Origin of the sequence: Pseudomonas sp. DL (assembly GCF_047199225.1) — a bacterium.
GTDB classification, from domain to species: domain Bacteria; phylum Pseudomonadota; class Gammaproteobacteria; order Pseudomonadales; family Pseudomonadaceae; genus Pseudomonas; species Pseudomonas aeruginosa.
Window position 1 is genome coordinate 5,794,047 of the sequence record NZ_CP178323.1, and the last position, 16,921, is coordinate 5,810,967.

Genomic DNA, 16,921 nt, shown 5'->3' on the forward strand with positions numbered 1-16,921 from the left:
GCGCAGGTTGTATACTGCGCCCTTTCCGTTCCCGATAAGGCAGCCCCATGCCCCAAGCCCTTTCCACCGACATCCTCATCGTTGGCGGCGGTATCGCCGGCCTCTGGCTGAACGCCCGCTTGCGCCGGGCCGGCTACGCCACCGTGCTGGTGGAAAGCGCCAGCCTCGGTGGCGGACAGAGCGTGAAGTCGCAGGGGATCATCCACGGCGGCGCCAAGTACGCCCTGCATGGTGCCCTGACCGGCGCCTCCGAAGCCATCGCCGACATGCCGCGGCGCTGGCGCGCCTGTCTCGGCAGCGACGGCGAACTCGACCTGCGGGGCGTGCGCCTGCTTTCCGAGGCGCACTACCTGTGGTCGCCGGGCGGCCTGGCCGGCAGCCTTACCAGCTTCTTCGCCAGCAAGGCTGTGCGCAGTCGGGTCGAGCAGGCCAAGGGCGAGGATTTGCCTCCGGCGCTGCGCGACAAGGGGTTCAAGGGCAAGGCCTACCGCCTCACGGAAATCGTCTTCGACGTCCCCGACCTGATTCGCCGCCTGGCGGAACTGGCCGGCGACAGCCTGCTCGCCGGCGAGCGCATCGAACCGCTGCGCGAAGGCCGGGAACTGGCCGGCCTGTGCGTCGACGGCCGGGAGATCCGTGCCCAGCGCGTGGTGCTCAGCGCCGGTGCCGGCAACGAGGCGCTGCTCCGCGAACTGGGCCTGGAACAACCGGCCATGCAGCGGCGGCCGCTGCACATGGTGATGGTCAAGGCGGCGACCCTGAAACCGCTGTACGCCCACTGCCTGGGGGCCGGGCCGAAGCCACGAATCACCGTGACCACCCATCCGACCCGCGACGGCCAGTCGGTCTGGTACCTCGGCGGCGACATCGCCGAAGCCGATGGCGTGGCCCGCGACGAAGCCGCGCAGATCGCCGAAGCGCGTCGCGAACTGGCAAAGCTGCTGCCCTGGATCGACCTCGGCCAGGCGCAGTGGGCCACCTTGCGGGTGGATCGCGCCGAGCCGGCACAGTCCAACCTGTTGCGTCCGGACAACGCCTTCCTCGCCGAACAGGGACGCCTGCTGGTCGGCTGGCCGACCAAGCTGGCGCTGGCCCCTGACTTCGCCGACCGGGTCTGCGCCCGCCTGGAAGAAGACGGCATCCGCCCCAGCGAACATGCCGCGCTGCCGCAACTGCCGCGTCCGCCGCTCGCCGAACCGGCCTGGGAGGTAGCCTTCGCATGATCAGGGATACCCTCCACGACCTGCACCGCCCGCTGGGCGACACCGGCCTGGCCGTTTCGCCGCTGGGCCTGGGCACCGTCAAGTTCGGCCGCGACCAGGGAGTGAAGTACCCTTCCGGCTTCACCATCCCCGACGACCGCGAAGCCGCCGACCTGCTGGCCCTGGCCCGCGACCTCGGCATCAACCTGATCGACACCGCCCCGGCCTACGGCCGCAGCGAGGAACGCCTCGGCCCGCTGCTGCGCGGCCAGCGCGAACATTGGGTGATCGTCAGCAAGGTCGGCGAAGAGTTCGTCGACGGCCAGTCAGTCTTCGACTTCTCCGCCGCGCATACCCGGCGCTCCGTCGAGCGCAGCCTGAAGCGCCTGGAGACTGACCGGATCGAGCTGGTGCTGGTGCATTCCGATGGCAACGACCTGGATATCCTCGAGAACAGCGAGGTCTACCCGACTCTCGCCGCGCTCAAGCGCGAGGGCCTGATCGGCGCCTACGGACTCTCCGGCAAGACCGTCGAAGGTGGCCTGCGCGCCCTGCGCGAGGGCGATTGCGCGATGGTCACCTACAACCTGAACGAGCGCGCCGAGCGCCCGGTCATCGAGTACGCCGCGGCCCATGCCAAGGGCATCCTGGTGAAGAAGGCGCTGGCCAGCGGGCATGCCTGCCTGGGCGCCGGACAGGACCCGGTGCGTGCCAGCTTCGAACTGGTCTTCGACCAGCCGGGCGTCGCCGCCGCCATCGTCGGCACCATCAATCCGCTGCACCTGGCCCATAATGTCGCGATGGCCGCGCAAGCCCTGAAAAAGGCCTGAACCATACATCGGCTGCAACATCCGCGGGTTGACACCCGCGGTGCATTCCGCTGCCATGTTCCTCCCGAACGAGCCGTATCCTGCCTGCCGCCCTCGCCTCCGGTGGCCGGTGCATCGAACGTGAGCCTCCGTCCCGCCCCGGCGCGATGACCCGACAAGGAGCCCCGTATGCCCCGTATGCTCGCCCGCAAGGATCCGTCCGCCTTCAAGACCCTGCCGCTGCTGGTGGAGGCCTCCCCGGACGGGCTGGTCTACCAGGCCCTCGGCCTGCCGCTGAACTTCCAGCAGATGCTCGTACGCCGCCGCCGCATGGAGGTAGCCGACCCGCAGCGCTTCGTCGCCGAGCTGGCCAACCTGGGGGTCTCGGTGCGCTTGACCCTGAACTGGCAGGGCCGCGACTACTGGGTGCTGGTCCGTCAGCGCCGGCTGGACCGCGGCGATACCGTGCTCAAGCTGATCTCCGGCTACGTACCGGCCCACGAACTGAACCTGCCGTTGCTCACGGCGATCCAGGAAGTCGCCGAGGAATGCCTGGTGGAGACCGCCGGCGGCTGGCTCGGCGGGCGCTTCGGCGACACCTGGCTGCCGACGCCCTACCAGGGTTCGCTGCGCTACCGGGAGAACAGCCACTTCGTCCTCACCCCGCTGTCCGGCGCCGCCCGTCCGGTGCAAGCCGGCAGCCTGCGCTTGCTGGAGCGCCCGCGCGCCTACGTACACCTGCCCACGGCCTCGCTGCAACTGGTCTACGACATGCGCCTGGAGCTGCCGCGCGATGCGCGCGAGCCGAGCCTCTACCATGTCGACGAGCGGCTCGAGAGCGGTCCGCTGGTGGCGCGTCTGGACCGTCGGCGCCCCGATCTCTACCTGCTGCCGCTGGACCAGGGGCGCCCCACCGGCGACCTGTTCACCCTGCGCAAGGGCCAGTTGCGCCCTGCGGCCACCCGCGGCCTGTGGTTGGCCGAGAGCTTTGCCGTACAGGACGGCTGGCTGGTGCATGAGGAACGCATCCGTTTCCGCGACTGGCTGGCACTGTGGCCATCCAGCAACGGCGACCAGGCCGGCGGTGGGCGCGACCGCGCCAGCGCCTGAACCGGGCGGGCTTTGCCGCCCTTTCTACTTCAACTGGCTGGAAGACTTGCCGAGCAGGCGGCGAGCGACGATGAGCAGCTGGATCTGCTGGGTGCCCTCGAAGATGTCGAGGATCTTCGAGTCCCGCGCCCACTTCTCCAACAGCTCATCCTCGGCGTAGCCGAGGGCGCCAGCCAGCTCCACGCACTTCAGGGTGATCTCGTTGGCCACCCGTCCAGCCTTGGCCTTGGCGATGGACGCTTCCTTCGAGTTGGGCAGCTTGTTGTCGGCCATCCATGCCGCCTTCAAGGTCAACAGGCGCGCTGCCTCCCACTCCGCCTCCAGGCGATAGAGAGTGGCCTCGGCGTGGCTGACGGTCAGCAGCGGCTTCCTGTAGTCGAACTTGCAGCCAGCCTTCTTCAGCAATTCGCGGGTCCGGTCCAACGCCGCCTTGGCCACCCCGACAGCCATGCCGGCCACCAGCGGGCGGGTATTGTCGAAGGTCTCCATGACCCCGGCGAAACCCTTCTGCACGTCGACCTCGGCGTTGCCCAGCAGGTTCGCGGCCGGCACCCGGCAATCATTGAAACTGATCGAAGCGGTATCCGAAGCCTTGATCCCGAGCTTCTTCTCCAGGCGCGTCACGGTCATCCCCGGCGTGCCCTTCTCGACCACGAAGGACTTGATCGCCGCCCGCCCCAGGTTGCGGTTCAGGGTGGCCCAGACCACCACGGCATCGGCCCGCTCGCCGGAAGTGACGAAAATCTTCTCGCCGTTCAGTACATAGTGGTCGCCATCCTGGGTCGCGGTGGTGCGGATCGCCGCCGAGTCCGAGCCGCAGCCCGGCTCGGTGATCGCCATTGCCGCCCAGGTGCCGCCGAAGCGCTGCAACTGCTCCTCGTTGGCCACCGCGGCGATCGCCGCGTTGCCCAGCCCCTGGCGCGGCATGGCCAGGAGCAGGCCGACGTCGCCCCAGCACAGTTCCATCACGCCGAGCAACGCCGACAGGTTGCCGCCGTTCTTGATACCCTCCTCTACCTGCTTGCCGGCGCGCTTGCTCGCCGAGGTCGCACCGACAGCCTCGGGCGAGCCGCTGTTCATGCCGTCCAGCAAGGCCGCGAGCAGGTCCAGCTCCTTCGGATAGGCGTGTTCGGCCTTGTCGTACTTGCGCGAGATCGGCCGGAAATAGTTTTCCGCGACCTGATGCGCCTGGTTGGCCAGGCTGCGGAATTTCTTCGGGGTTTCCAGGTACATGTCGATTCCTCGTTCACTCGTCGCGGCGGACCGCGCACTCGCTCGGGTTCACAGGTGCAGGCCGCCGGCCATCAGCGCTACCGCGCGCAGGTCGCGGTACCAGCGCTCGGCTGGATGCTCCTTGGTGAAGCCGTGGCCACCGAGCAGCTGCACCGCGTCGGTGCCGATCTTCATCGCCTTCTCGGCGCACAGCAGCCGCGCCAGGTAAGCCTCGCGCTGGAACGGCTGGCCGCGCTCGGCCAGGGCGCAGGCGCGCCAGACCATCAGGCGCATGGCGTCCAGTTCGATGGCGATGTCGGCGACCATGAAGGCGACCCCCTGGCGATGGCTGATCGGCTCGCCGAAGGCCTCACGCTCGTTGCAGTAGGCGATCACGTAGTCCAGCGCCGCCTGTCCGGTGCCCAGCGCCAGGGCACACCAGGCCAGGGACGCGTGATCGAGGAAGGCCCGGTAGTCGAAATGCTCGGCGGCCAGGCGGTTGTCCGCCGGCACCTTGACGCTCTTCAGGCGCAACCGGGCGGTGCCGCCGGCCTTCAGTCCCATCGCCGGCTCGGCACGTCGCTCGACGCCCTTGGCGGAGGCTTCCACCAGGAACAGCGCAGGCCCCTCGTCGGTCTTCGCCGCGACGATCAGGCGGCTGGCCTCCAGGCCGCGCAGGACCAGGCATTTCTCTCCGGAAAGCAGGTAGTGACTGCCCTTGCGCCGGGCGCGGGTCGCCAGTTTCTGCGGGTCGAACAGCAGACTCGGCTCGTTGACCGCGATGGCGGTGAGCGGCGCCCCCTCTTCGCTGACGAACGCCGGCAGCCACTGCGCCTGCTGCGAGGGGCTGCCCCAGCGGCGGATGCAGTTGGCCGCCGACAACGGCACCAGCAGGGCCGCCGCCAGCGTCAGGTCGCCCTTGGCCAGGGCCTCGGCGATAAGGGCAGTGGTCACCGTGGTGCGCTCACCGGCCATGCCGCCGTGCACCTCGCCGACCCCATAGTGGGTCAGGCCCAGCTCCAGCGCCTGGTTGAGCAGTTCCGCCGGCAGGCTGGCCTCGGCATCCGCGTCATGAGCCAGCGGACGCAACACCTCCAGGGCGAAGCCTTCGAGCATGTCCACCAGCATCTGCTGGTCGTCGGAGAACGACAGGTCGAACAACCCGTCCGGATCGGCCTTGCGCGGTCCCTTCGCCTGCTTCGCCGAACGCTCGCTGGCCAGGCGGAAGCCGGTACGGCTGCCGCTGTAGAGCAGTTTCTCGAAGGGTTTGCGAAGATTGAAGCGATCCGGCCAGTCGGCCTGGGCGACACGGTTCAGTACAGCCAGGGCACGGCCCTGTACATCGGTGCTCATGGGCATCTTGCTCCACGCAGGATGGGATGCCCGGATCATGCGCCGCCGCATGGGCAGCGCCTATGACCGTCTCGCCGGGAAAACTTGTCAGACCAGCCAGTCACCTGCCCGGATAGGTCGGCATTCTGCCGGAAGCCATCCCTCAGAACAGCGGATTCTAGCCGTGGAAACTCAGGGAAAGCAGAAAGGCGCGCGCTGACTTTACACTTCTTAACACTCTTTAAAGCTTTGAAGATGACTTGCCCGACGACCACGGCATTTAATTCTCAGATTGGGCAAGGATAATCACGAATATCGGTCACCTGAGGTATCCCACCCGCCGAAACCAAAACCAATCGGTAGGAATTTTCTTTAAAAGCATGAAATTACTGCAGGCTTATCCTCTTCCCTAAGTAAAACCTTTAAATACAATCCCACTTCTTGCCATCCCCCTCCCGCGTCATCCCCAAGCCATTCCCGTCGACGAGTAAAGAAAATGTGCGGTATCAGTGGATTTATCCAAAGACACACTGAAAAGACCCAAATGGTACAGATCATTGGCCAGATGACGGACAAGATCATTCATCGTGGCCCCGATGACAAAGGATATTGGTTGGATCATTCCATCGGCCTGGCGCTCGGCCACCGCCGCCTGGCCATACAGGACCTGTCGACGGCCGGACATCAGCCCATGCCGTCTGCATGCGGACGGTACGTCATAGTCTTCAATGGGGAGATCTACAATCATCTGGCACTCCGTGCCCTGCTCGGACCGCATCCCTGGAGGGGGCATTCCGACACCGAGACGCTGCTTGCCTGCTTCTCCGTCTGGGGTATGGAGAAAACCCTATCCAATATCACTGGCATGTTTTCCCTCGCACTTTTCGATAAAGAAACGAGTAAAATCTTCCTCATTCGTGACCGGCTAGGAGAAAAACCTTTATATTATGGGTGGCAGGGAAACTGCTTCCTGTTTTCCTCCGAGTTAAAGTCCCTGACCGTACACCCAGAGTTCCAAAAAGAGATCGACAGAGACAGCCTTGCAGCATTTCTACGTTTTGGATATTGCCCCACTCCCAACAGCATCTACAAAGGTATAAAAAAACTTCCGCCCGGGCATTACATTCAATTGAACCTGGCTAATGCTACGCCAGGTGAACTCATGGATCCGCTCCCCTACTGGTCTCTGAGCAAGGTCATCGCACAAGGGATCCATCAGCCATTCCAGGGAAGTGACTCAGAGGCCGTGGATGCCCTGCACCGGCAACTGTCCGCCAGCGTTACTTCGCAAATGCTCAGTGACGTACCTCTTGGCGCCTTCCTTAGCGGTGGCGTCGACAGCAGCACAATCGTGGCCCTTATGCAGGCTCGGCATTCCCGGCCCGTACAGACGTTCACCATTGGCTTCGACGAGCCCGGCTACAACGAAGCGGAACACGCCAAGGCTGTCGCCCAGCATCTCGGCACCCAGCACACCGAGCTTTACGTCAGGGCCGAAGACGCACTCGCGGTGGTGCCGTGTCTTCCCGGCATCTACTGCGAGCCCTTCGCCGATAGCTCACAGATACCGACCTACCTGATCAGTCGCCTGGCCAAGCAATCCGTAACGGTCGCTCTCACCGGCGATGGTGGCGATGAACTGTTTGCCGGCTACAATCGCTATCTCACGGCATGCCAGGCATGGAACAGGTTGCAACAGCTTCCACTGGTTGCCAGGATGACGCTCGCAAAACTGCTGAGCGCTCTGCCACCGGCGATGTGGGACAGCCTGTTCTCTCTCGCAAGCCCCTTGCTACCCTCGAAGTACCGTTTGCGCACACCAGGAGACAAGCTTCAGAAGCTCGCCGGTCTCATGGCGTTTTCCAGTGAAGAGGACTTCTACAAGGATCTGGTCAGCCACTGGAAGAAGCCTACGAACCTCGTCATCGGCAGCGAGGAATCGGCTTCCGTCTTTTGGAATCTTGACAGCCTCCCCGAGATGGAAAGCTTCGAACAATGGATGATGGCCATGGATACCCGGACCTACCTGGCCGATGACATACTGGCGAAGGTCGACCGCGCCGCAATGGCCACTAGCCTGGAAACCCGCGTCCCGCTCCTCGATCATCGCGTGGTCGAACTCGCCTGGAAAATGCCACTGAACCTGAAGATCAGAAATAACGACGGCAAGTGGTTGCTGCGCCAGGTTCTTTACCAGCACGTTCCCCGGGAACTGATCGAGCGTCCCAAGATGGGATTCGCCATCCCTCTGGACACCTGGCTGCGGGGACCGTTGCGGGAGTGGGCCGAAAGCCTCCTGGCTGAGGAACGCTTGAGACGCGAGGGCTACCTGCGCCCGGAGCCGATTCGGCGAGCCTGGCAGGAGCATCTCAGCGGAAAAAGAAACTGGCAAGGCCCGCTCTGGAATGTATTGATGTTCCAGGCTTGGCTGGAACATCAATGATCCAGCCACAGGGCCAGGGGTCGGCGTGAAGCGGGAAGAACCTGCTAACGGGAATCAGCGCTGGCGGATCTTCTCGACGATGGCGGTGGTGGAGCTGTTCTCCACCAGGCCGAGCACCCGTACCTCGCCGCCGTAGGCCTTGACGATCTGCGCGCCGACCACCTGCTCGACGCCGTAATCGCCGCCCTTGACCAGCACGTCCGGACGCACCTGCTCGAGCAGGCGCTCGGGAGTGTCTTCGGCGAAGCTCACCACCCAGTCCACCGCGCCGAGCCCGGCGAGTACCGCCATGCGCCGGTCCACCGAGTTGATCGGCCGGCCAACGCCCTTCAGGCGAGTGACCGAGGCGTCGTCGTTGACCCCGACGATCAGGCGGTCGCCCTGGGCGCGCGCCTGTTCGAGGTAGGTCACGTGGCCGGCGTGAAGGATGTCGAAGCAGCCATTGGTGAAGACGATCTTCTCGCCGTGGGCGCGGGCGTCTTCGATTGCCAGCAGCAATTGCTCCAGGCCCAGCACGCCACGCTCGGAACCCTGCTCGCGCTGCACCGCGCGACGCAGTTCGGGCGCGCTGATCGCCGCGGTACCCAGCTTGCCGACCACGATGCCGGCGGCCAGGTTGGCCAGGCCCACCGCGGACGGCAGCTCCTCGCCGGCGGCAAGCGCCGCGGCCAGGGTGGAGATGACCGTATCGCCGGCACCGGTGACGTCGAACACTTCCCGCGCCCGCGCCGGCAGGTGCAGGGCCGGCTGGCCATGGCGGAGCAGGGTCATGCCATGCTCGCCGCGGGTCACCAGCAAGGCACCGAGGTCGAGTTCGCTCATCAGCGCCTGGCCCTTGGCGACCAGTTCGGCTTCGTCGGCGCAACGGCCGACGATGGTCTCGAATTCGGACAGGTTCGGGGTGATCAGGCTGGCGCCGCGATAGATGGCGAAGTCCTTGCCCTTGGGATCGGCCAGTACCGGAATGTTGCGCGCCCGCGCCGCCTGGATCAGCACCTGGTGGTTCTGTAGCGCGCCCTTGCCGTAGTCGGACAGCACCAGCACCTTGACCTTGGCCAGCAGCGACTCGACGTCCACGGCCAGGGCCGCCGCGTCGGTGCGGAACGGTTCCTCGAAGTCGACCCGCAGCAGTTGCTGGTGGCGACTCATGACCCGCAGCTTGACGATGGTCGGCTGGCTATCGATGCGCTGGAAGCGCGCGTCCACTCCAGCGGCCTTGAGGCTGTTGGCCAGGCTGTCGGCGGCCTCGTCGCGGCCGGTGACGCCGACCAGCAAGGCCTGCGCGCCCAGCGCGGCGATGTTCAGCGCGACGTTGGCGGCGCCGCCGGGGCGGTCCTCGTGCTGTTCGACGCGGACCACCGGCACCGGGGCCTCCGGCGAAATGCGCGAAGTCGCGCCATGCCAGTAGCGGTCGAGCATCACATCACCGACCACCAACACCGGGGCCTGGTCGAAACGGGGCATGGACAACTTCATGGGAACTCCAAACAACCTCTCGGGGCAGACGCCCAGTTTATCAGCCGACAGGCGCCGGCGCCTGCTCATCCAGTCCCATCGCATGCAGCCGCGCATAATGGCCGTTCTGCGCCAGCAGCTCGGCGTGGCTGCCGCGCTCGACGATCTGCCCCTGGTCCATCACCAGGATCAGGTCGGCCTTCTCGATGGTCGACAGGCGGTGGGCGATCACCAGGGTGGTGCGCCCCTTCATCACTTCGTCCAGCGCCGCCTGGATATGCCGCTCCGACTCGGTGTCCAGCGCCGAGGTCGCCTCGTCGAGGATCAGCAGGGGCGCGTCCTTGAGCAGCGCCCGGGCGATCGCCAGACGCTGGCGCTGGCCGCCGGAAAGCAGCACGCCATTCTCGCCGACCTCGGTGTCGAAGCCTTGCGGCAGGTTGTCGATGAACTCCTTGGCGTTGGCAGCCTTCGCCGCCCGCTCGATTTCCTCGCGCGGCGCGCCAGCCAGGTCGCCGTAGGCGATGTTGTTGGCCACGCTGTCGTTGAACAGCGTGACCTGCTGGGTCACCAGGGCGATGTGGCGGCGCAGGTTGCGCAGGCGATAATCCTCGACTTCAACGCCATCAAGGAGGATCTTGCCGTCATTGTGCTGGTAAAAGCGCGGAACCAGGTTGGCCAGGGTCGATTTGCCGCTACCGGAACGGCCGACCAGGGCGATCATCTGCCCGGGCTCGGCGATGAAACTGATGTCATCCAGCACCTGCTTGTCGGTTCCGGGATAACGGAAGCTCAGGTTGCGCACTTCCAGGCGCCCGCTGACCCGCTCCTTCTCGACGGTACCCTGGTCTTCCTCCGCCGCTTCGTCGAGCTGCTCGAAGATGCTCTCGGCGCCGGCGACGCCGCGCTGGACCGTGGAACTGACCTCGGAAAGCTGGCGGATCGGCTTGGGCAACAGGCCCGCCGCGGTGATATAGGCCACTAGGTCGCCGGCCGAGGCGTCCCCGCGCAGCCACAGCACGAGGAACATCAGTATCGCCATGGCGACGTAGATCACCAATTGCAGCATCGGCGTGTAGACCGCGCCGGTCTTGGTCATCCGCAACTGCTTGTCGGTATTGCTCTGGCTGGCGTCGAGGAAGCGCTTCTCTTCATAGGCTTCGCCGCCGAAGCTGCGCACTACCCGGTAGCCCTGGATGGTTTCCGAGGCGACGTGGGTGACGTCGCCCATGGCCACCTGGATCTTCTTGCTCTGCTTGCGGAACTTGCGGCTGGCGGTAGTCACCATCACCGCGATGACCGGCAGGATCGCCAGCATCACCAGGGTCAGCTTCCAGTTCATCCACAGCAGGTAGAGGAACAGGAAGACCACGGTCAGGCCCTCACGGATCACCACCTTGATGGCATCCGTGGCCGCTCCGGTGACCATGGTCACGTTGAAGGTGATGCGCGAGATCAGGTGGCCGGAGCTGTGCGTGTCGAAATAGCGGTTCGGCAGCACCAGCAGCTTGTTGAACAGGGCGACCCGCAGGTCATGCACCAGCCCCAGGGAAACCTTGGCGAGGAAGAAGTTGCCGAGGAACGAGCCCAGCCCCTGCCAGGCAGCGATCAGGATGATCAGCAACGGCACCGCGTAGACCAGGTGCAAGTCGCGCAACCAGGGCCACTGCACATTCGGAAACAATGCCGCGTCAGGATTGGAGAGGCCGTCGACGAAATACTTGAGGATGCCCGCCAGCATCGGCTGGGTCGAGGCGAAGATCAGGAAACCGACGATGCTGAGTAGGAACATTCCGATGTAGGGCTTCACGTAGCCCAACAGGCGGAAATAGATCTTGAGACTGGAAGGTCCGGGATTCTGAGGACTATCGCTCATGGTTTCTTACATGCTGAAAAGGTCCCGGAGTGTAGCACAGGACCTCCATCACTCCGCCTGGAAGGCGTGTTGGGGTAAGATGGCGGGCCGTTCGTTCAGGAGCTCGCATGCGAGTCATAGACTACCCCTCCTACTTGCAGTTGCGTGACAACGCAGAAGTGCTGGAAGCCGATGGTCATGGGGACAAGGTACTGCGTCTGCGCGACGGGTCCTTCCTCAAGCTGTTTCGCCGCAAGCGCCTGATTTCCTCCGCAGCCCTGTTCCCCTATGCGGAGCGCTTCGCCCGCAATGCCAGCGAACTGGCGCGGCGCGGCATCGTCTGCCCGAAGGTGCTGGACGTACTGCGGATCCCACATATCCAGCGCGACGCGGTGCACTACGAGCCGCTACCGGGGCAGACCCTCCGCCAACTCGACCGCAACGACCCGGAGTGCGGCGACGCAGTCCGGACGCAACTGGGCGAGCTGATCGCAGCGCTGCACGCCAAGGGGGTGTACTTCCGCTCGCTGCACCTGGGCAACGTGGTGCGCACGCCGGAAGGCCGGATGGGCCTGATCGACATCGCCGACCTGCGGGTCCAGCGCTCGGCGCTCAGCGCCGCCCAGCGCATTCGCAATTTCAAGCACCTGCTGCGCTACGAACAGGATCGAACCTGGTTCCTCGACGACAGCGAGCACCTGGTGCTCAAGGCCTATCTCCGCAGCAGCCAGGTCCACTGGACACTCGAGCAGCTCCTCAAGCAACTGCAACTGGATTGAGCAAGGAATGTTCGCAGCTACCCGACTGACCCGTCTTCGCCACGATACCAGCCGCATCCTCAGCCACTGGATCCTGCCGCTGGGCTGGCTGGCCCTGCTCACCGGAATGTTCTGGGTCGGCGACCGCTCCGACTACCATCGCCTCTTCTACATCCTGCTTGCAGCCCCGACGCTGCTGTACGTGATACTGCAACCGCGTCTGCTTCGCCCGCTAACGGGCTCGCCGCTGTTCATCGCCTTCCTCGCCTTCAGCAGCTACATGATGCTGAGCCTGTCCTGGTCGACCCCCGAGAACTCCACCGGCTCGCTGCTCAAGCGCCCCCTGTACATCGCCCTCCTGTTCTTCTGCGCCGCCATCCTGGCGCTCGAAGCTCCCCTCCGCCTCAAGACCGCGACCTGGCTGGCAGCCCTTGGCGCGGTGATCTCCGCGGCAGCCACCTTGCTGCAATACTACTGGGACGCCAACCCGCTGCGCCTTACCGGTTATGGCGCTCTCTATAACCCATTACTGAGCGCCCATGTCTATGGCGCCTTCACGGCACTCTGGCTGGCCTATTGGATGCAATCCCGCCCCATCCTGGCCCCCTTGCCACTGATATCTCTGGCGCTGCTCGGTGCCCTTCTCATCGCGACCGGTTCACGTACTCCCCTGGTAGGGCTCACAGCGGCCCTTATGTGGCTGGTCCTGGCCGGAGACAGGAAAAAAGCCCTCATCGCCCTGGCACTCGCCCTGGCTGGAGCGCTACTGGGCTACATCCTGTACCCGGAAGTGATCACCCAGAGAGGGGCATCGTTCCGCCCGGAAATCTGGGCCGACGCCCTACGCCAGATCAGCGAGCATCCATGGCTCGGACACGGCTACGATCATCCGATGCGAATCGTCCTGAGCAACGGCATGCTGCTCGCCGACCCGCACAACATCGAACTGGGTGTGCTTTTCGCTGGAGGGATCATCGGGCTCCTGCTGTGGGTAGCGATCTACGCACTGGCCTTCGGCTTCTCCTGGAAAAACCGGAAGTCTCCAGCCGTTCTGCTAGCCTCGACCTGGCTGGTGTTCGGCCTGGCAGCCGGACTCACGGAGGGCAACGCCTTCCTGCCCCGTCCCAAGGAACACTGGTTCCTGATCTGGATTCCCATGGCGCTGCTGTATGCGCTGTGGATCCAGCAAAGGTTCGCCGCCAGCAGGCGCGGTGAGGATATCGCCGCGCCTTGAGTGCGGCGATATCAGCGATCAGGAGAAAAACAGCCGCGCAATGCCGCGGAAGGTCTTCTCGTTCCAGTACTTCAGCGGCAAGCCGGAGAGCAGCTCCCGGGCCAGTACCTTGTCCCGGTTCGAGCACTTGAGGAACATCGAATTGCGGAAGCGCATGATCACCTGCTCGTAATCGGGGTGATCGCTGAACTGGCTGTACGTCTTGAATACGTTGTCCACCATGAAACGGGCGTTCTTGTACGTATTGGTGGGATGCTTGCGGTACTGGGCGAGGACCTCGCCAAGAATGTCGATGACGTAGCCAGCCTTGGTTACCGCCAGTTCGATGTAGACATCTTCCAGGCGTATGTCCGGATCGAAACCGCCGACCTTCTCCAGGGCTTCCCGCCGGAACATCAGGGTGGGCGCCATCGGGCCCGGCTTGCGGTCCAGGAACAGGTCATCGAAGTCGAGACGGCGGAAAGGCAGGTCGCGTTTGCGCTGCTCCTTTCCCGGCATGACCCGGCCATTGGAGTCGATGATCTCGATATTGCCCGCGCAGATACCTACCTCGGGCTTGTTCCACATGTGTGCCACCTGTTTCTCCAGGCGTTGCGGCAACATGATGTCGTCCGAACCGAAAGGCACGATGAGATTTCCCCGGGCCCTGGCGATCGCCTCGTTGAGCGTTCTCGACAGTCCCTGGTTCTGCTGGACCCTGAGGTCGAAGCCGTACTTCGCCTGGAGCCCGCGCAAAAGCTCGACGCTGCCATCGCTGGAACCATCGTCCACCACCAGCAGTTCCACGTTGCGGTATGTCTGCGCAGCCACGCTGGCGATGCTCGCTTCTATATACTTTTCGTGGTTATAGGAAGCGATGATCACGGAAACCAATGGCTGCGAACCATCATCGACGAGCGCCATAGCTACAACCTTATCTGTCCTTCACGTCCCCATTCAAAGCGCCAGACATGCATGAGCGATCCTGCGATCTTCATCGGTCCTACACCTCCCCCCAGCCCGGAAAAACAAGCTGAACAATAGCAAACACGCCTGAAGCCCCAGCTCTTTTCGGCTGCTACTCTCAGGTAAAAATACGTCGCCAGGTCTTCTCCAGCCATTCGGGACGCTCCGGCTCGCGCAACGCGGGCCGCATGGCCTCGACGATACTCTGACCGACAGCGGCGAAGCTGAATCGTTCGATGGCCAGCGCCTGGCCGCTTCGCGCGATCCGCTCGGCGAGAGCCGTATCGAGGCGCAGGATCGCGAGCTTTTCCTGGATGTCCGCCACCGAGCGATACAGCACGATATTCTCCATGTCCCGGAAACCCAAGGCCTCGTTTTCCCGCTCGCCCTGGTCGTAGGCCAGCAGTACGCAACCGCAGGCCATCGCCTCGAAATTCTTGATCATGTATTCGCCCATGCCGACATCCGCGCTGACGAAGAAACGGATGCGGTTGAGCGTGCGCAGGTACTCCTCGCCGGACTTGGTCTTGGTCACCAGCAGGTTCTCCACTCCGCCCAACTCGTCGAGCAGCGCCTTGCGTCCACTGTAGGCCACGCTGCCGGTACTGCCGACGAAGCCCAGCTCGATATCGCGCGCCAGGCCGAGGTCATGCAACAGGGTCTGGTCGTAGCCCTTGGGCACGAATACCGCGTCGAATCCCTCCTGGCGCAGGCGTTCGCTGACCGTATGGCCCGAACTGATCACCCGTGCCCAGGGCAGGCGCCGGTAATGGGCGCTGAACTTGCCGGTGTACTTGCAGGGAATGTAGTTCTGGTAGGCATCGTGCTCGAGGATCACCAGGTTGGGCACGCTGCGGATGAAGCGGACCTGGCGCATTTCCTTCTTGAAACGGAGGAAGAACAGGATGCGGTCGTAGCGCGAGACATCCACGTGCTTGCGGAAGTAGCCGCGCAGGTCGGCCTGCTCCTCGCTGCTCAGCCAGCGGGTATCGCACTCGCAATGGGCGGCGATGCCGTCGTACAGGCGATCCAGGATCGCGCGCTGCTCTTTCTGGACCAGAAACAGAACTTTCATCAGACCTTCATCCTCGCGGCTTCTCCGAAGCAGCATGGCGGCTCGAACCTTGCCGAACGCTCGACCCAAGCATCACGCCTCCCCATCCAGCGACTCCACCCAGAACAACTCGTGCCGACGCACCGCCTTGCGCATGAACTCGTCCTCGCCGTATGCCGGCCAGCGACGCCCGGCGAGCCAGCCCTGCAGACGGCGGCGCAGACGGCGCTTGAACGGCGGCCTGGGTTGCAGGTCGTGCATCATGCCCAAGGCCATGGCCTTGTCCACCTGGCGCGTGCGCTCCAGCGCCAGCGTCCATGGCAGCAGCGGCGAGCATTCTTCGGTCAGCGGTGGCAGGCTGACCCCCATGTGCGCATCGCCCATCGGCCAGCGATCGTTGTCGTGCAGGTGATTGGCATAGTGCAACAATGCCTGCGGCTGCCAGTCCAGGCCCTGGAGCGCCTCGCGCACAGCCTCCTGGGCGCGGACATGGTCCGGGTGCGGATCGAAATGCGGATGAGGCAGGACGATGACCTCGGGACGTGCCAGCAGGATCAGCTCGCGGAGATCGGCCAGCAGATTGTTCCAGGTCGACAGGCCATCGGCATCGCTGGCCAGGCGCAGGCGGTTGAACTGGCGGAACGGACGGATATCGGCGAGATCGGCCTCACGGGACGGCACCACCTCGCCCGGGTTCGCCTGCATGGCAGGCAATTGCAGGCAGAAATAACCCAGTTGCACGCAGCGCTCGGCCGGCACCCCACCCCACGTCGGCACGGCCTGGCTATCCCAGGCGCGCAGGCGGCCCTTCAGGCGCGCCGCAGCTATTCCGTCGAGGCCCATGCGGCGGTAATGCTCGGTTTCGATCTCGCCGGCGGTCAGGGTCACGATCCAGGCCTCGCGAGCCTGGCTGTAGAGGCCGAAGGCGGCCAGCTCGGCGTCGTCGGCATGCGGAGCGATGACCATCACCCGCCGATCACGGTAGTCGGGATGGCGCGCACGCCACAGGGTCGGTTCGCCGACCAGCCGGCAATGCCGGCCGCGCAGGCGAATCCGGCCCTCGCCCAGCGGCCCGGCCAGTCCCGTCAGGTTCAGGTAGCGCAAGCCGTTCACCCCACGTTCGAAAGCCTGGGCATCGGCCTCCGCGCCACCTTCCAGCAGCACCGAGGGTTCGAGGAAGCGCCCCAGCCAGCCAGCGCGCACGCCGATGCCAAGCACCAGCGTATCGCCTTCGCGCAGCTCACCGTCGACTCGCAGACGGCCATCCGCCAGGCGTACCGGCAGCGACTCGACCCCTTCCGCGAAACGGTAGCGGTAGTCCTCGCCCGGCGAATAGAACAGGTGATCAGCGAACCAGGCTTCGTGGGCGACCCACAGGGCCACGAGGAGGATCGGCAACAACCAGGGGCTGACCAGCAGACCGACGGCCAGCAATGCCAGCAGCGCAACCAGTAGGCCGATCCGCTTGTTGCGTCGATGACGCTTGAGCAACTGCTGCTTGCGTGCGCTCATGCT

Annotated in this window: 13 protein-coding genes; 6 read left to right on the forward strand and 7 right to left on the reverse strand. The window is 64.6% G+C overall.

The annotated features are described in order from the left end of the window. The first annotated feature begins 47 nt into the window (after nucleotides 1-47). From ACI766_RS27085 to ACI766_RS27095, 3 genes are all read left to right on the forward strand, one after another. Nucleotides 48-1,223, forward strand: coding sequence for an NAD(P)/FAD-dependent oxidoreductase (locus ACI766_RS27085; protein WP_003109889.1), 1,176 nt, complete (start codon nucleotides 48-50; stop codon nucleotides 1,221-1,223). Next, nucleotides 1,220-2,032 (forward strand): aldo/keto reductase, encoded by an 813-nt coding sequence (locus ACI766_RS27090; protein WP_003114541.1) that lies wholly within the window; start codon nucleotides 1,220-1,222, stop codon nucleotides 2,030-2,032. The genes ACI766_RS27085 and ACI766_RS27090 overlap by 4 nt, the downstream gene beginning before the upstream one ends. 168 nt (nucleotides 2,033-2,200) lie before the next feature. Then, entirely contained in the window at nucleotides 2,201-3,121 is a 921-nt protein-coding gene (locus ACI766_RS27095) for a hypothetical protein (RefSeq protein ID WP_003114542.1), read from the forward strand. A gap of 24 nt (nucleotides 3,122-3,145) precedes the next feature. On the opposite strand, the gene ACI766_RS27100 is transcribed toward ACI766_RS27095, so the two are convergent. After that, nucleotides 3,146-4,354: an acyl-CoA dehydrogenase family protein gene (locus tag ACI766_RS27100; RefSeq protein ID WP_003095742.1), complete on the reverse strand. Its 1,209-nt coding sequence runs from the start codon at nucleotides 4,352-4,354 to the stop codon at nucleotides 3,146-3,148. 48 nt (nucleotides 4,355-4,402) lie between these two features. Beyond that, entirely contained in the window at nucleotides 4,403-5,692 is a 1,290-nt protein-coding gene (locus ACI766_RS27105; protein WP_003123588.1) for an acyl-CoA dehydrogenase family protein, read from the reverse strand. Between the two features lie 517 nt (nucleotides 5,693-6,209). On the opposite strand from ACI766_RS27105, the gene asnB reads away from it, so the two are divergent. Continuing rightward, nucleotides 6,210-8,108, forward strand: coding sequence for an asparagine synthase (glutamine-hydrolyzing) (asnB, locus tag ACI766_RS27110; protein WP_003121175.1), 1,899 nt, complete (start codon nucleotides 6,210-6,212; stop codon nucleotides 8,106-8,108). A gap of 54 nt (nucleotides 8,109-8,162) precedes the next feature. On the opposite strand, the gene hldE is transcribed toward asnB, so the two are convergent. Together hldE and msbA are read right to left on the reverse strand one after the other, a co-directional pair. After that, nucleotides 8,163-9,584: a bifunctional D-glycero-beta-D-manno-heptose-7-phosphate kinase/D-glycero-beta-D-manno-heptose 1-phosphate adenylyltransferase HldE gene (gene hldE / locus ACI766_RS27115; RefSeq protein WP_003123589.1), complete on the reverse strand. Its 1,422-nt coding sequence runs from the start codon at nucleotides 9,582-9,584 to the stop codon at nucleotides 8,163-8,165. Between the two features lie 40 nt (nucleotides 9,585-9,624). Beyond that, a complete protein-coding gene (gene msbA / locus ACI766_RS27120; protein ID WP_003114544.1) occupies nucleotides 9,625-11,436 on the reverse strand; it encodes a lipid A export permease/ATP-binding protein MsbA in 1,812 nt (603 codons plus the stop codon). Nucleotides 11,437-11,543: 107 nt separating this feature from the next. On the opposite strand from msbA, the gene ACI766_RS27125 reads away from it, so the two are divergent. Beyond that, the gene (locus ACI766_RS27125; protein ID WP_003114545.1) at nucleotides 11,544-12,194 is read left to right on the forward strand and encodes a hypothetical protein; all 651 of its coding nucleotides are present in this window, start codon (nucleotides 11,544-11,546) and stop codon (nucleotides 12,192-12,194) included. A gap of 7 nt (nucleotides 12,195-12,201) precedes the next feature. Further along, nucleotides 12,202-13,407 carry an O-antigen ligase WaaL gene (gene waaL / locus ACI766_RS27130; protein ID WP_412828482.1) on the forward strand — a complete coding sequence of 402 codons (1,206 nt, stop codon included), beginning with the start codon at nucleotides 12,202-12,204 and terminating at the stop codon, nucleotides 13,405-13,407. 18 nt (nucleotides 13,408-13,425) lie between these two features. Here the strand turns inward: waaL and wapR are convergent, their stop codons facing one another. The 3 genes from wapR to ACI766_RS27145 all read right to left on the reverse strand — a co-directional run bounded on the left by wapR (nucleotide 13,426) and on the right by ACI766_RS27145 (nucleotide 16,918). Further along, entirely contained in the window at nucleotides 13,426-14,310 is an 885-nt protein-coding gene (wapR, locus tag ACI766_RS27135; protein ID WP_023086704.1) for an alpha-1,3-rhamnosyltransferase, read from the reverse strand. A gap of 160 nt (nucleotides 14,311-14,470) precedes the next feature. Beyond that, complete coding sequence (locus ACI766_RS27140; protein WP_023086705.1) at nucleotides 14,471-15,427, reverse strand: glycosyltransferase; 957 nt, start codon at nucleotides 15,425-15,427, stop codon at nucleotides 14,471-14,473. A 72-nt stretch (nucleotides 15,428-15,499) separates the two neighbouring features. Beyond that, complete coding sequence (locus ACI766_RS27145) at nucleotides 15,500-16,918, reverse strand: PIG-L deacetylase family protein (RefSeq protein WP_003114549.1); 1,419 nt, start codon at nucleotides 16,916-16,918, stop codon at nucleotides 15,500-15,502. Nucleotides 16,919-16,921: the final 3 nt, after the last annotated feature.

Bases quoted from the DNA above. Each gene is read 5' to 3' on its own strand.
- ACI766_RS27085 (WP_003109889.1), top strand. From the start codon at position 48: ATGCCCCAAGCCCTTTCCACCGACATCCTCATCGTTGGCGGCGGTATC.
- ACI766_RS27090 (WP_003114541.1), top strand. From the start codon at position 1,220: ATGATCAGGGATACCCTCCACGACCTGCACCGCCCGCTGGGCGACACC.
- ACI766_RS27095 (WP_003114542.1), top strand. From the start codon at position 2,201: ATGCCCCGTATGCTCGCCCGCAAGGATCCGTCCGCCTTCAAGACCCTG.
- ACI766_RS27100 (WP_003095742.1), bottom strand. From the start codon at position 4,354: ATGTACCTGGAAACCCCGAAGAAATTCCGCAGCCTGGCCAACCAGGCG.
- ACI766_RS27105 (WP_003123588.1), bottom strand. From the start codon at position 5,692: ATGCCCATGAGCACCGATGTACAGGGCCGTGCCCTGGCTGTACTGAAC.
- asnB (WP_003121175.1), top strand. From the start codon at position 6,210: ATGGTACAGATCATTGGCCAGATGACGGACAAGATCATTCATCGTGGC.
- hldE (WP_003123589.1), bottom strand. From the start codon at position 9,584: ATGAAGTTGTCCATGCCCCGTTTCGACCAGGCCCCGGTGTTGGTGGTC.
- msbA (WP_003114544.1), bottom strand. From the start codon at position 11,436: ATGAGCGATAGTCCTCAGAATCCCGGACCTTCCAGTCTCAAGATCTAT.
- ACI766_RS27125 (WP_003114545.1), top strand. From the start codon at position 11,544: ATGCGAGTCATAGACTACCCCTCCTACTTGCAGTTGCGTGACAACGCA.
- waaL (WP_412828482.1), top strand. From the start codon at position 12,202: ATGTTCGCAGCTACCCGACTGACCCGTCTTCGCCACGATACCAGCCGC.
- wapR (WP_023086704.1), bottom strand. From the start codon at position 14,310: ATGGCGCTCGTCGATGATGGTTCGCAGCCATTGGTTTCCGTGATCATC.
- ACI766_RS27140 (WP_023086705.1), bottom strand. From the start codon at position 15,427: ATGAAAGTTCTGTTTCTGGTCCAGAAAGAGCAGCGCGCGATCCTGGAT.
- ACI766_RS27145 (WP_003114549.1), bottom strand. From the start codon at position 16,918: ATGAGCGCACGCAAGCAGCAGTTGCTCAAGCGTCATCGACGCAACAAG.